This is a genomic window from Actinoplanes sp. NPDC051470 (assembly GCF_040682035.1).
Classification (GTDB): domain Bacteria; phylum Actinomycetota; class Actinomycetes; order Mycobacteriales; family Micromonosporaceae; genus Actinoplanes.
In genome coordinates this window covers 182,737-196,596 of sequence record NZ_JBFBAA010000003.1, presented here as the reverse complement: position 1 = coordinate 196,596, position 13,860 = coordinate 182,737, and the positions used below count along the sequence as shown (strand labels likewise).

At 73.1% G+C, this 13,860-nt stretch carries 12 protein-coding genes; 10 read left to right on the top strand and 2 right to left on the bottom strand.

Going from position 1 to position 13,860, the window contains the following annotated elements:
- Nucleotides 1–61 precede the first annotated feature (61 nt).
- The 4 genes from AB0M54_RS08010 to AB0M54_RS07995 are packed head-to-tail and all read left to right on the top strand — an operon-like array spanning nucleotide 62 to nucleotide 4,739.
- On the top strand, nucleotides 62–1,267 hold the full coding sequence (locus AB0M54_RS08010; RefSeq protein WP_364469823.1) for a hypothetical protein: 1,206 nt from the start codon (nucleotides 62–64) through the stop codon (nucleotides 1,265–1,267).
- 26 nt (nucleotides 1,268–1,293) lie between these two features.
- Entirely contained in the window at nucleotides 1,294–1,923 is a 630-nt protein-coding gene (locus AB0M54_RS08005; RefSeq protein ID WP_364332464.1) for an ABC transporter ATP-binding protein, read from the top strand.
- Nucleotides 1,920–3,107 carry an ABC transporter permease gene (locus AB0M54_RS08000; RefSeq protein WP_364469821.1) on the top strand — a complete coding sequence of 396 codons (1,188 nt, stop codon included), beginning with the start codon at nucleotides 1,920–1,922 and terminating at the stop codon, nucleotides 3,105–3,107. The genes AB0M54_RS08005 and AB0M54_RS08000 overlap by 4 nt, the downstream gene beginning before the upstream one ends.
- Before the next feature lie 30 nt (nucleotides 3,108–3,137).
- Complete coding sequence (locus AB0M54_RS07995) at nucleotides 3,138–4,739, top strand: serine/threonine-protein kinase (protein ID WP_364469819.1); 1,602 nt, start codon at nucleotides 3,138–3,140, stop codon at nucleotides 4,737–4,739.
- Here the strand turns inward: AB0M54_RS07995 and AB0M54_RS07990 are convergent.
- Complete coding sequence (locus AB0M54_RS07990; RefSeq protein WP_364469817.1) at nucleotides 4,731–5,552, bottom strand: alpha/beta fold hydrolase; 822 nt, start codon at nucleotides 5,550–5,552, stop codon at nucleotides 4,731–4,733. The genes AB0M54_RS07995 and AB0M54_RS07990 overlap by 9 nt on opposite strands.
- A 57-nt stretch (nucleotides 5,553–5,609) precedes the next feature.
- On the opposite strand from AB0M54_RS07990, the gene AB0M54_RS07985 reads away from it, so the two are divergent.
- The 6 genes from AB0M54_RS07985 to AB0M54_RS07960 all read left to right on the top strand — a co-directional run bounded on the left by AB0M54_RS07985 (nucleotide 5,610) and on the right by AB0M54_RS07960 (nucleotide 10,993).
- Entirely contained in the window at nucleotides 5,610–6,353 is a 744-nt protein-coding gene (locus tag AB0M54_RS07985; RefSeq protein ID WP_364469815.1) for a methyltransferase domain-containing protein, read from the top strand.
- Entirely contained in the window at nucleotides 6,350–7,483 is a 1,134-nt protein-coding gene (locus AB0M54_RS07980) for a nucleotide pyrophosphatase/phosphodiesterase family protein (RefSeq protein WP_364469813.1), read from the top strand. The genes AB0M54_RS07985 and AB0M54_RS07980 overlap by 4 nt, the downstream gene beginning before the upstream one ends.
- Nucleotides 7,484–7,493: 10 nt before the next feature.
- Nucleotides 7,494–8,789, top strand: coding sequence for a DNA polymerase IV (gene dinB, locus AB0M54_RS07975; protein ID WP_364469811.1), 1,296 nt, complete (start codon nucleotides 7,494–7,496; stop codon nucleotides 8,787–8,789).
- Between the two features lie 172 nt (nucleotides 8,790–8,961).
- A complete protein-coding gene (locus AB0M54_RS07970; protein ID WP_364332295.1) occupies nucleotides 8,962–9,351 on the top strand; it encodes a DUF3040 domain-containing protein in 390 nt (129 codons plus the stop codon).
- A 110-nt stretch (nucleotides 9,352–9,461) separates the two neighbouring features.
- Nucleotides 9,462–10,442 carry a methyltransferase domain-containing protein gene (locus tag AB0M54_RS07965; RefSeq protein WP_364469809.1) on the top strand — a complete coding sequence of 327 codons (981 nt, stop codon included), beginning with the start codon at nucleotides 9,462–9,464 and terminating at the stop codon, nucleotides 10,440–10,442.
- Nucleotides 10,443–10,507: 65 nt separating this feature from the next.
- A complete protein-coding gene (locus tag AB0M54_RS07960; protein WP_364469808.1) occupies nucleotides 10,508–10,993 on the top strand; it encodes an HIT family protein in 486 nt (161 codons plus the stop codon).
- A 391-nt stretch (nucleotides 10,994–11,384) separates the two neighbouring features.
- Here the strand turns inward: AB0M54_RS07960 and AB0M54_RS07955 are convergent, their stop codons facing one another.
- Entirely contained in the window at nucleotides 11,385–13,835 is a 2,451-nt protein-coding gene (locus AB0M54_RS07955) for a DUF3488 and transglutaminase-like domain-containing protein (protein ID WP_364325511.1), read from the bottom strand.
- Nucleotides 13,836–13,860: the final 25 nt, after the last annotated feature.

Genomic DNA, 13,860 nt, shown 5'->3' with positions numbered 1-13,860 from the left:
AGGGCTGTCAGATCCGCCGAAGCTAACCGGCTTCTGACAATCGGTCGGCAGGATCTCGGCCGTGCATCCCGACCAATCCCCGTCCCCGCGCCGGATCCGCCGATGGATCGTCGTGCCGGTCCTGATCCTCGTGCTGATCGTCGCCGGCGGCGTCCTCTGGTACGAGCGGCGGGACCCGCAGTCGCCGGCCGCCGTCGCCCCGGTCGCGGTCCAGACGGTGGCCGTGGTGAAGACCGACCTCTCCGTCACCGAGTCGCTGACCGGCAGCCTCGGGTACGGCCGGGCGCAGCCGGTGAAGGGTGGGCGCGACGGCGTGATCACCTGGCTGCCCCGCGCCGGCGCCGCGGTCAAGCGCGGCCAGCAGCTCTATCGGGCCGACGACCGGCCGGTGCCGCTGTTCTACGGGTCGATGCCGCTCTACCGCGACCTCGGGGAGACCGGGACGGCCGGCCGCGACGTGAAGATCGTCGCCACCAACCTGAAGGCCCTCGGGTACTCGATCGGCTACCAGCCGGGCGCGGGGGAGACGGTCACCCGGTCGATCCCCGGCCCGGCCCCTTCCCCGGAGGCGGATTCCCGGGAGACGAATTCCCCGGGGGCGAAGGTCAAGGCCAAAACCGTGCGGGTCACCGTACGCAAGGGGGAAGGGGTGTTGACCTCGGCCCTGAAATCGGCCCTCAAGCGGTGGCAGAAGGACGCCGGGATGCCCGTGACCGGCCGGATCGGCGTGGGGGACGTCGTGGTGCTGTCCGGCGCGGTGCGGGTCGACTCGGTCACGGCGATCAAAGGGGACAGTGCCGCCACCCCGTTGCTGACCGTGACGTCGACCGCGAAGGTGGTCACCGCCTCGGCCGCCGTCGCCGAGGCCGGCACGATCCGGGCCGGCGACAAGGTCACGGTCGTGCTGCCCGGCGACAAGTCGGTGCCCGGCGAGGTGGCGGCCGTCGGCACCGAGATCCAGCAGGATGAGCAGGGCGGCGCCGGGACCGCGGAACCCAAGCGGGCCGTCACCGTGACCCTGGACAGCGATGCCGAGCTGGGCGGGATCGACCAGGCGCAGGTGCAGGTCGACCTGGCCGGGGAGACCCGGGAGGGGGTCCTGGCCGTCCCGGTGGGCGCGCTGGTGGCGCTCAGCGAGGGCGGGTACGGCGTGCAGCTCGCCGACCACCGCCTGGTCGGCGTCGAGACCGGACTGTTCGCCAAGGGCCTGGTCGAGGTCACCGGCGACGGGATCGGCGAGGGCGTCCAGGTGGTGACGACCTCGTGACCGTCCTCTCCGTACGCGACGTCACCATGCGCTATCCCGGCGGCGTGGTCGCCCTGGCCGGTGTCTCGCTCGACATCGAGGCGGGCGAGATGCTGGCCATCGTCGGCCCGTCCGGCTCGGGCAAGTCGACGCTGCTGCACATCATGGGCACCCTCGACCGCCCGACCTCCGGCACCGTCGAGCTGGGCGGGCTGGACATCGCCGGGCTGCCCGACCGGCGCCTCTCCGCGCTGCGCGGCCGGTGGCTGGGCTTCGTGTTCCAGCAGTTCCACCTCACCGCGGGACTCAGCGCCGCCGAGAACGTGGCCACCGGCCTGCTCTACGCCGGTGTGCCGCGCCGCCGACGCAGGGCGCTGGCCGTCGAGGCGCTGCACCGGGTCGGGCTGTCGCATCGCGTGGCGCATCGGCCGCACCAGCTCTCCGGTGGTGAGCGGCAGCGGGTGGCGATCGCGCGGGCCCTCGTACACCATCCCGCTCTGCTGCTGGCCGACGAACCGACCGGCGCGCTGGACACGCGCACCGGCCAGGCCGTGCTGGAGCTGCTCTACCGGCTGCACGAGGAGGGCACGACGATCGCGGTCATCACCCACGACCGGGACATCGCGGCGTCCCTGCCCCGCCGGGTCTTCATGCGCGACGGCCGGGTGGTCTCGTGACCCCGGACACCACGCCGGTCCGGCTGGCCGTCACCGACCTGCTCGGACTCGGGTTTCTCGGCCTGCGTACGCGGAAGGCCCGCGCCGCGCTGTCGGCCCTCGGCATCGCGATCGGCATCGCCACCATGATCGTCGTCACCGGCATCCCCGCGTCCAGCCAGGCTCAGCTCATGCGCGAGCTCAGCGCCCTGGGCACCAACATGCTCGAGGTCCGCGCGCTGCCCGACCAGCAGCCGCCGGTGCTGCTGCCCGAGGAGTCGGTCGGCATGGTGCGGCGGATCGCGCCGGTGACCCGGGCCAGCGCGGTCGCCAACACCCACACCGTGGTACGCCGGTCCGACCGCACCGACCCGCAGGACGGCTCGGGTCTGACCGTGCTGGCCAGCCGCCTCGACCTGCTGCCGGCGATCAACGCCCGCGTCCAGGACGGGCAGTGGCTGAACGAGGCGACATCACACTTCCCGGCCGTCGTGCTCGGCTCGGTCTCGGCCGTCCGCCTGGGCGTCACCGGCACCGGGCAGCAACTGATGATCGGCAAGCGCTGGTTCACCGTCGTCGGCATCCTCGCCGCCGTCCCGCTGCTGCCGGAGATCGACCGGTCGGTGTTCGTCGGCTGGCCCGCGGCCCAGTCCGTGCTCGGCTTCGACGGCCACCCCACCGTTCTCTACGTGCAGTCCCGGGAACCGGCGATCGAGCAGGTGCGCGGGGTGCTCCCGGAGACCGTGAACCCGGCCCAGCCGGCCGACGTGGTGGTCAGCCGGCCGTCCGACGCGCTGGCCGCGAAACGGGCCACCGAGAACGCGTTCTCGGCCCTGTTCCTCGGCCTGGCCGGGGTGGCGTTGCTGGTCGGCGGCATCGGGGTGGCCAACACCATGGTGATCTCGGTCCTCGAACGCCGCGGCGAGATCGGCCTGCGCCGGGCCCTGGGCGCGACCAAGGGGCAGATCCGCGGCCAGTTCCTGACCGAGGCGGTGGCGCTGGCGGCGCTGGGCGGCCTCGCCGGGACGCTGCTCGGCGTGCTGGCGACGGTCGGCTACGCGGCCTACCACGGCTGGCCGCCGGTCATCCCGCTGTCCGCGACGCTGGCCGGCCCGGTCGGCGCGGTGGTGGTCGGCGTGCTCGCGGGTGTCTATCCGTCGATGCGTGCGGCGGCTCTCCCGCCTACGGAGGCACTGGCGCTTTAGGCGGCCTGACCCGTTCGGTAGATTTCCGATGTGACGGACGCGAGGGTGATCGCCGGCCGCTACCGGCTCGATCGCATCCTGGGCCGGGGCGGCATGGGCGCCGTGTGGCAGGGCACCGACACGCTGCTCGACCGCGACGTCGCGGTCAAGGAGATCTACCTGGCGGGCGCCGACTCCGGCCCGGTCGACCAGGACGACCCGCGGATCCGGCGGGCGATGCGCGAGGCGCAGGCCGCGGCCCGGCTGCGGCACCCCAGCATCGTGGCCGTGCACGACGTCGCGCTCGACGGGGGCCGGCCGTGGATCGTGATGGAGCTGGTCGACGGGCCGTCGCTGGCCGATCTGATCGCCAAGTCCGGGTCGCTGCCGCCGGGCCGGGTCGCCGAGATCGGGCTCCAGGTGCTCGACGGGCTGACGGCCGCACACCAGCGCGGCACCGTGCACCGGGACGTGAAGCCGGCCAACATCCTGATCGAGACCGGCCGGGCGATGCTGACCGACTTCGGCATCGCGGCCATGGACGACGCCTCCGCGCTGACCGCGACCGGGATGATGATCGGCTCACCGGCCTACATGGCGCCGGAGCGGATCAACGGCGTGCCCGCGGCCCCGCCGGCCGACCTGTGGGCGCTCGGCATCACGCTCTACACCGCGGTGAACGGGCGCTCGCCCTTCCAGCGGGAGGACACCCAGGGCACCATCGCGGCCATCCTGGCCATGCCGCCGGCCGCGCCGGCCGACGCCGGGCACCTCTGGCCGATCATCGCCGGCCTGCTGGAGAAGGACCCGGCCCGCCGGTTGACCGCCGAGCAGGCCCGGCCGCTGCTCGCCACCGCGGCCCGCGCCGACGCCACCGTGGCCATGACACCGCCACCGTCGATCTCGGCCCCGCCGTATCGCCCGGCCCCCACCCCGACCCCCACTCCCACGCCGCCTCCCGCCTATCGGCCGCCGGCTTATCAGGGGCAACCGTCGCCGTATCAAGGGCCGCCGCCGGCCTATCAGCAGCCGCGCCACCAGCAGCCCGCCTATCCGCAGGGGCCGCGCGGGTTCCTGCCCGCCGACTTCCCGGTCCAGCTCGTCGAGCTGACCATCGGCGACCGGACCGGCTACACGCTGCGGGCCTACGTCCCCGAGGAGGACGGCTGGGCCACGCCGGTGTTCGCCGGCACGGCCGGCCGGCTCCCGCTGATGCCGCGCCCCGAGCAGGCGGCCGGCTTCGCGATGGCGACCCGCGAGCACGACCTGAGCGGCATCCCGCACTGGGACTGGCTGTGCCAGTCGATGTCCCGGGCGTACCTGCCGTTGCTCGACGCCAACCGCTACGACCTCGGCCTGCCCGCCGTCAACCTGGAGATGCCGCCGGAACGGTGGCTGCCCGACCTGATGGTCAAGACCGGCACGATGGCCAACGAGCTGATGCTGGCCCTGGACATCCAGGAGGCCTACCCGCTGCTCGGCCCGGGCGCCCCGCTCGACCAGCTCGACGACGCGCTGCGCCCGGCCGGTGCCCGGCCCCGCAAGGCCCACATCAGACAGTGGCTCCAGCTCGACCGCATCACGCTGGCGGCCTGGTGGCAGCACCTCACCGACCTCATCGACGCCCGGCTGGACTGGCGCGCGTCACCGTGACCGCAGGATGCGCGCCAGGTCGGGGACGACGGCCGGGGGCAGGGCGTGACCCATCCCGGGCACGGTGACCAGCTCCGACCCGGGAACCTGAGCGGCCAGATGCGCGGCGTTCGGCGGCGGGTTGACGGGGTCTTCCGGCGCGTCGATGACCAGGAACGGGACGGTGACCCGGGACAGGTCACGCGCCAGCCCGGACTGGTCGGCGCGGGCGTGCGCGGCGGCGTTCCGGGGCGTGCCGGCGTGGTCGATGCAGGCCTCCTCGATCGCGCGGAACCAGGTGGCGTCGAACGGCAGCTTGTCGCCGTTGAGGAGCCGCCAGTGCTCGACCCGCCAGTCCAGTTCGGCCTCGCGGTCGCGCTCGTCGGCGAGGTGCTCCCACAGTTCCAGCAGGCGCGGGTCGGGGTCGAGCATCGGCGGGCCGTCCCCGCTCACCGCGGCGGTGCAGAAGGCGGTCGCACTGAGCAGGCGATCGGGGTGGTCGGCGGCGAGCAACTGGACGAGGACGCCGCCCATCGACATGCCGGCCACGTGGGCCCGGTCGGCGCCGGCCGCGTCGAGCACGGCCACGGCATCCTCGGCCAGGTCGGCGATGCCGTACGGGTGCTCGTCGAACGCCCAGGTCGACCGCCCGGTGTCCCGGTGGTCGTACACGATCACCCGGAATTTCTCCTCGAGGGCCTCGATCAGGGCCGGCGGCCAGGTCAGGGCGTTCGCGTTGGCGCCCATGATCAGGAGCAGCGCGGGCGCGTCCGAGGGGCCGGTGGCGCGGGCCCACAGGCGGTACGGCCCGCGGGTCTCGGCGTAGAAGTCCATCAGCCCACTATGGCAGCGGTCCGTTCCGGCCCCGGGCAGGCCCGCTACGCTGCGCGGGTGGAGAGCACACCGACGCGCGCGCCCCGCCCGGTCTCGGCGCGTAACGCCGCCGTCTGGGCCGTTCTGGACCGTGAGCTCGGGCGGCCGGCCGGCCGGGAGCTGACCGTGCTGGACGTGGGCGGTGGCACCGGCGGCTTCGCGGTGCCGGTCGCCGAGGCGGGACACCGGGTGACCGTGGTCGACGCCAGCCCCGACGCGCTCGCCGCGCTGACCCGCCGCGCCGCCGACGCCGGGGTGGCCGATCGGGTCCGCGCCGTGCAGGGTGACGGCGAGTCGCTGGCCGGTCTGATCGAGCCCGGCAGCGTCGACCTGATCCTCTGCCACTCGGTGCTCGAGGTGGTCGACGACCCGGCCGGGGTGGTCTCCGCGATCACATCCGCGCTGCGTCCGGGTGGCGCGGTCAGCGTGCTGGTCGCCGGTCGGGCCGCCGCGGTGCTCGGCCGGGCCGTCAACGGCCAGCTCGGCGCGGCGGCGGCGCTGGTCACCGACCCCGACGGCCGGTCCGGGCCGCGGGACACGCTGCGCCGGCGCTACGACGTGGAGAGCGCGTCGGCGCTGTTGCGCTCGGCGGGTCTCGAGGTGGAGCAGGCCCATGGGGTACGGGTGATCGCCGACCTGTTGCCCGCCTCGGTGGTCGAGGGCGACCCGCAGGCGCTGCTCGACCTGGAGCTGTCGCTGTCGGCCCAGCCACCGTTCCGGGACATCGCGTCCCAGCTGCACGTCTTCGCGCGGCGGCCGTGACGCCGCCGGACGACCTGCCCGACTCCGCGTTCGAGCAGGTCCGGCCCGCGTACGGGACGGGCAGTCTGGCCGAGATCATGCCCTCGGTGGCGGCGGTGCTCGGCGTTCCGGCCACTGCTGACGTGCTCGGTCTGCGGGAGTCCCTCGACGGTGTGGACCGGGTGGCCGTGCTGCTGGTCGACGGCATGGGGTCGTACCAGCTGCCGTTGCTCCCGGGCCTCGACGGGCTCGCCGCGCGTACCCTCACCTCGGGTTTCCCCTCCACCACACCGGTCAGCCTGGTCACGCTGGGCACGGGGGTGCCGCCCGGGCAGCACGGGGTGCTCGGCTTCACCTCGCGGATGCCGGACGGCCGGATCCTCAACCACATCCACTGGAACGACGACCCGCCGCCCGCGCGCTGGCAGCCGGTGCCGACGGTCTTCGAGCGGGCCGTGGCCGCCGGGGTGGCGTGCACCCAGGTCACCCGGCCCGAGTTCGAGGGCACCGGGCTGACCGTGTCGGCGTATCGCGGCGCGGCCTTCGTCGGCGCCTCGACCCTCGACGAGAAGGCCGCCGGCATCCTCGGGGCGCTGCGGGCCGGGCCGGGGATCGTGTACGGCTACCACGGCGACCTGGACCGGGCCGGGCACGAGGACGGCGTGGCGTCGCCCGCGTGGACGGCGGCCGCCCGGGAGGTCGAGCGGCTGGTCGCGATGCTGGTGGACGGGCTGCCGCCGCGCTCGGCGCTGCTCGTCACGGCCGACCACGGGCAGCTCAACGTGCCCCCGACCACGCGGCTCGACGTCTCCGGCATCGAGGGGCTGGTCGCCGTCGCCGGCGAGCCCCGGGTCCGCTACCTGCACGTGGCCCCGGGCGCGCAGGAGGATGTGCAAGCCGCCGCGGCGTCGCTGTTCGGGTCCTCGGCGCTGGTTCTGTCGCGTACCGAGGCGCTCGAGGTCTTCGGTCCGGTGGCCGATCGCAACCTGGGCCGGATCGGCGACGTCGTGATCGTCTGCCTGGACCGGGTCGTCGCGCTCGCGTCCGCCTACGAGCCGCCCTCGGTCGGCCGGCTGGTCGCCTATCACGGCTCGGTCACCGCGGCCGAGATGACGGTTCCGCTGCTCAGTTCTGTCAGAGGGTCTCAGTAGTCTCCAGATCATGGGACGCAGCCAGGCGGTCGGAACGGGGCGTGACCCGCGGTTCGGGCCCGAGGCCGACGACACGGGCTGCACGATCCTGCATGCCGACATGGATTCCTTCTACGTGTCGGTCGAGGTGCGCCGCCGGCCCGAGCTCCGGGGCCGGCCCGTCGTGGTCGGCGGGGCGGGTCCGCGCGGGGTGGTCAGTTCGGCCAGCTACGAGGCCAGGCGGTTCGGCGTACGCAGCGCGATGCCCGGCATGCGCGCCCGCGCCCTGTGTCCCGAGGCGGTCTTCCTGACGCCCGATTTTGCGGCATATGGAGAGGCGTCCCGGGCCGTCATGCGGGTGTTCCGAGACGTGACACCGCTGGTCGAGCCGCTGTCCCTGGACGAGGCGTTCCTCGACGTGGCCGGCGCCCAGCGGCTCCTCGGCCGCCCCGCGGTGATCGCCCGTGCCATCCGCCACCGCATCCTCTCCGAACAGCGGCTGGTCGTCTCGGTCGGTGTCGCCCGCAGCAAGTTCGTGGCCAAGCTCGGCTCCACCCGGGCCAAACCCGACGGCATGATCGTCGTACCGACCGATCTGGTCCTCGACTTCCTCCACCCGCTGCCGGTCGACGCGCTGTGGGGCGTGGGGGAGCGGGCCGCCGAGTCGCTGCGCCGGCTGGGCCTGACCACGGTCGGCGACGTCGCGCAGGCGCCGGTCAGCCTGCTGCGCTCGGCCCTCGGCGAGGCGTCCGCGGCCCACCTCCACGAGCTGTCCTGGGGCCGCGACCCGCGCCGGGTCGAACCCGACCAGGTCGAGAAGTCGATCGGCGCCGAGATGACCTTCGACACCGACAGCGGCGACCGCGAGCTGCTCCGGCGCAGCCTGCTGGCGCTGTCCGAGAAGGTCGGGGCGAGGCTGCGGGCGGCCGGGGTGGTCGGGCGCACGGTGGCGATCAAGGTGCGGCTGGCCGACTTCAAGACCGTCAACCGGTCCCGCACAGTTGCCACCGCGACCGATGTGGCACGTGAGATCTTCGAGATCTCCTGGGGTTTGTTCACCGCGCTCGGCCCGGCCGACAAGATCCGGCTGCTCGGCGTACGCGTCGAGGGTCTCAGCCCCACCTCAACCACATCGCGGCAGCTCACCCTGGGTGAGCCCGAGCGTGGCTGGCGTGAGGCGGAGGCCGCCGCCGACGCCGCGGCTGCCCGTTTCGGCCGATCTGTCGTCGGACCGGCCAGCCTTCTCGGCCGCCGAGATCCGCGCAGAACCGAAAATCACCCGCACTCGACGGTCGTCCCGCTTTCCGACCCGCCTACCCACTCGTAGACTTGCTCCAGGGCAGCCGGTGGTCTGTCTGGTGTCAGCGGTGTCACACTGGTACATCCGCCACAGCGATGTGTCGGGTCCAGTGGTTATATCAGTCACACTGGTTGTGTCGGTCAGATGGCCGGACCCGACCCCGGCCTCGGGGCCGGACATGCGCCCGGGGAGGAAAGCCGTGCCGCTCTCTGAGCACGAGCAGCGGCTGTTCGATCAGATCGAGCGGTCGCTTGCCGAGGACCCCAAGTTCGCCTCGGCTGTGCGGGCCAGCGACCCGCGATTCCATGCACGGCGTCGTTTGGTGATCGCCGCGTTCATGATCATCGCTGGGCTGGCTCTTCTCGTCTACGGCACCGTGAGCCGCAACACGCTGCTCGGCGTGGGCGGTTTCGTCGTCATGCTGGGCTCCGCCGCCTTCGCCATGCACAGCCGGCGCAAGGGGCAGAGCACCGATCTGCACGCGGTCGGTGGCACAGCCACGCGCCGCACCGGGCGCCCGCGCAAATCCGGCGGGCTGCTCGACCGGCTCGAGGAGCGGTGGAAGAACCGCCCCGAGGGCCACCGCTAGCGCGAGGGCGATCAACGATGGCGGCCTCCACGGCCGCCATCGCCTTTTTCCGCCCACAATCCCCACAATCCCGGCGCGGCTTCTCCACATCCGCCTGACATGTTGCGAGCATGACCGTCGCCTACCTGCACCATGCCGCCACCACCGACCCCGGCCGCCGCTACAAGAGCCGCCTGATGTCGGCGCTCGACCTCCATCCCGGCCTGACCGTCCTCGACGTGGGCTGCGGCCCCGCCACCGACCTCCCGGCCATGGCGGCCGAGGTCGCCTCTGGCGCCGCTCCTGACCTTCCGGCTATGGCGGCCGCAGTTACCTCTGGCCTCGCCTGTGGTCTCCCCGCCATGGCGGGCTCCGGCCCGGCCGGTCTGGCTCCCCGGTCTCCTGCGCTCGGCTCGGCCTCCGATCTCCCCGCCATGTCCCGGCCGGTCCGCCCTGGCACGGCCACCCACCTGCCCGCCGTGTCCCCGGCAGAAGGCGCCCTTCCGAACACCGGCCGCCTCGTCGGGTTCGACGCGGGGCGGGTGATCGGGGTCGATCGCGATCCCATGATGCTCGACGAGGCGCGGCGGCGTTGCGAAACCGACGCCTCGATCGAGCTGCTGGCCGGGGACGCCCACCACCTGCCACTGGACGACGCGAGCGTGGACCGCGCCCGAGCCGACCGCGTCTTCCAACACCTGGCCGATCCGGCGAAGGCGGCCGCCGAACTACGCCGCGTCGTCCGCCCCGGCGGCCGCGTCGTGGTCGCCGACCCCGACTGGGACACCCTGGCCATAGCCGACCCCGACACGGCCACCAGCCGCGCCTTCACCCGCTATGTGACCACCCACGTGATCCGCAACGCGACGGTCGGCCGCGAGTTGGCCCGCCTCCTCCACACCGCCGGCTTCGACCGCGTCGAGGTGACCGCCGAGGCCATCCTCTTCACCGACTACGCCGAGGCCGACGCCATCCTCCGCATGCCCGAGCAGGCCCGCCGAGGCCGCGAGTCCGGCGCCCTCGACCCCCACGCCACCAGGGCATGGCTGTCCCGCCTGGCCACCGCCCCCTTCGTAGCCACCTTCACCCTCTTCACCGTGACAGCCGCCTAGCCCTTTTCACCGTGCCGGCGTCCAGCTCTTCATCCACCGTGCCGGCGACTGGATCTCCTTCAACCGTGACGGCCGGCTGGATCTGGACCACTGTGGAACCCATGGACTGCTTCACCTGCCGGCAGACGTCAGCCGGGACGACGCTGCCTCCCCGCGAACGCATCGCCGAAGACGACCACTGGCGCGTGGCCCACAGTTTTGACAGCGCGCTGCCGGGGTGGCTGGTGCTCCTGCCGCGGCGGCACGTCACGGCGATCGCTGACCTCACCGACGCCGAGGCGGCCACCCTCGGCACCTGGCAGGTCCGCCTGTCCCGGGCCTTGCGCGAGGTGACCGGTTGCGTGAAGACCTACGTGATCCAGATGGCCGAACGCAACGGCTTCGCCCACGTCCACGTCCACATCGTCCCCCGCATGGCCGACCTCCCACCCGACCACCGCGGCCCACAGATCTTCCGTTATCTCGCCCAGCCCTCGCTTGCCCAAGTCCCGGACGACGAGAAGGACCGCCTGGCCCGAGCCATCGCCGCCCACCTGGCTCGGCCGACCTGACCGAGCCCCGCCGCGACGTCCGGAAATCCGCGCCCCGGTCCTTTCGGTGACTCCCGCCTGTGGACAGGCAACAGGATCGTCGAATTTCCCCGCTACGTTCCTACCCACCCAGTTCAGGGGTGGGGGAGGTGGCGGCGGCCGCGCGAAATCGCAAGATCATTCCGCGGGCCGGGCCGGGCCGGGCCGACGCGGGGCGAGGCGCGGCGGTGCGAGGCGGTGCGACGCGAGGTGGGGCGGACGGTGCGGTGCGAGGCGGTGCGACGCGAGGTGGGGCGGACGGTGCGGCGCGAGGCGGGGCGACGCGCGGCGGGGTGAGGCGGGTGAGGTAGGCGCTGGGGAAGAGAGCGGCCCACCGACCGTGAGGCAGGTGGGCCGCTTTGGGAAGGCTGGGTCAGCGCGCCCTCGAGGCCAGCAGGCGGCGGGGGCTGAAGCGGACCAGGGACTCGCGGATGCGGCTGAAGAAGCCGACCGTTCCGGCGGACGCGTCGCCGAGGGTGATGCGCCAGCGGAGCATCACGGACGGCGGCATCAGGGTGGCTACCAGGCGGGTGCGGCGGGGGGCTGAGCGGGACAGGCCCTTGCGTACGTGGGTGAGGGCCTGGTTCAGTTCGCCGCCCTGGAGGGGACGCCTGGCGTAGCGTGCCCGTTCCTCGGCCCGGCCCAGGAGGGTGGCCGAGTCGGCCGGCTGGGTGTCGAGTTCGGCCTCGCGGATCAGGCGCTGGGCGGTCACCCGGGGGGTCTCCGTGGGGTCGATCGGCACCCGGTAGTCGATCATGGTGTCGATGAGCTCGTCCCAGGCGGCGTGGGCGTCGGCCCGGGCCTGGGTGGTCTCCGCGGTCACGGTGATGTCGGGGGCGCCGGTCGCGCTGGCCACCGCCGGTTGTTTCTCCTTGACCGTGGCCGCGTGTCGGCGGCGCCGGGTCAGGCTGCGGCGCAGGGCGGGGACCAGGAGCAGGGCGATGATCAGGGCCGCGATGCCGACGATCAGGAGGGCCGTGGTGGAGGCGCCGGACGAGCCGGTTCCGCCGCCCGCGGCCAGGCCGGGGTCGTTGAAGTCGCGGTCGGGGCGTTCCGCGCCGGCGGGGCCCGCGGACGAGGACGCGTTGGGCGCCACGGGGGCGGTCGAGGACGACGCCTCGGGGTCGGGGGCGTCGACGTCGGGCGCCCAGTCGGAGCGGCTGGAGCCGACGACGCCGGAGGTCGGGGTGGCGTCGAACGGGACCCAGCCGAAGCCCTCGAAGTAGACCTCGGTCCAGGCGTGGGCGTTGCGGTTGGTGATCGTCCAGGTGTTGCCGTCGCGGTCGCCGCCGCGGGTGAAGCCGAACGCCACCCGGGCCGGGATGCCGGCCGCGCGGACCATCCAGGCCAGCGCCGAGGCGTACTGCTGGCAGTAGCCGGCCTTGCTCTCCAGGAACGAGGCGATGTCGGAGCTGGACGGGCCGTTGGCGCTGCTCTGCGTCTGGAGGCTGTAGGTGAAGTCGTTGTCCTTGGAGAAGTAGTTGTAGAGCGCCATGACCTTGTCGTACTCGGTGGCGGCGTTCCTGGTCAGGCGCTCGACCAGCGGGTCGACGGTCGCGTCGTCGGGGACCGTGGTGAGGGCCTTGAGCGTGTTGTCGGTGACCGGCTCGGCCCGGCGCAGCGCGGCCGGCGAGTAGCGGGCCCGGACGTAGTTGAACGAGTACTCCCGGCCGCGGGTGGTCTGCCGGTTCGAGTACACGACCGTCGTGGCCGGGTCGAAGTTCCAGGAGCTGCCCAGGTCTTCGGTGGTCACCGGCACCGAGTAGATCGGCGCGTACGCCATGGTCAGGTCGATGATCTTGACCTTGGCGTTGTACTGGGCGTACTGCACGCCGTTGCGCTGGATCTCGCGCGGGTCGGGCAGGGGGCGGGTGACCGGCTGCCCGGACGGGCTGCGGTTGGCGAAGCCCGCCGCGCTGGCCACGTCGGCCACGGCGAGGCGGAGGTAGAACGGGTCCTCCTCGGTCGTGGTCACCTGGATCATGTCCTTGGTCTCGCTCTGGCTGAGCGAGCCGCTGAGCGACGAGAACAGGTTGACCTTGCCGTTGCCACCACCGCCGAAGCCACCACCGGCGCCCGTGCCGACCTGGGTCAGGCGGGACAGGAGGCCGGTGTTGAGGCCGGGCACGATCACCGGGAGCAGGATCGCCGCGGCCACGCCGATCACGGCCAGCCGGCGGCCGGCGGCGGCCAGCGGGGACGGCTCCCACACGTCGACGTCGCGGCCGTCACCGGTGAAGCGGCGGCCGAACCGGCGTACCCGATCGACGTTGTCCGCGACCAGCAACCAGAGGAACCCGACCGCGCCCACGATGAACGGGAGCACCGGGACGCTCTCGACGAAGATGGCGACCGGCACCGAGTAGATGGCGAGCATGGGCAGGCCGGCCAGGGCGGGCTTGCGCATCAGCACGGTCATCACGTCGACCGCGATGGCGCAGCCGCCGACGCCGAGGACGGTGATGAACTGGAGGGCGTCGCGGTCGGGGACCGGCACGCCGTAGTTGCGGGTGTCCTCGCCGGCCTGGGTGAACAGCTGACCGAAGTGCTGGAACGTCTCGGGGCCGGGGATCAGCGCGAGGAACTCCTCGCCGCTGGGGAACGTCCAGGTCAGGATCAGCAGCAGGGTCACCACCTGGGCGAGCCCCTGACCCCAGCCGGGGAAGCGGAGGGTACGGGTGAGCACCGCCGCCCCGGCGGTCAGCCCGACCGCCAGGATGCACTGCATCAACCAGACCCACGAATCGAAGATCACGGAGAGCGGCGCCGCCGCCAGGAGGGTGGCACTGGCGGCCACCAGCCCGAGTCGCCTACGACCGGTCACGTCGAGGGGTCCCTTCGGGTCGAAG

Bases quoted from the DNA above. Each gene is read 5' to 3' on its own strand.
- AB0M54_RS07965 (WP_364469809.1), top strand. From the start codon at position 9,462: ATGACCGTCGCCTACCTGCACCATGCCGCCACCACCGACCCCGGCCGC.
- AB0M54_RS08005 (WP_364332464.1), top strand. From the start codon at position 1,294: ATGCGCTATCCCGGCGGCGTGGTCGCCCTGGCCGGTGTCTCGCTCGAC.
- dinB (WP_364469811.1), top strand. From the start codon at position 7,494: ATGGGACGCAGCCAGGCGGTCGGAACGGGGCGTGACCCGCGGTTCGGG.
- AB0M54_RS07990 (WP_364469817.1), bottom strand. From the start codon at position 5,552: ATGGACTTCTACGCCGAGACCCGCGGGCCGTACCGCCTGTGGGCCCGC.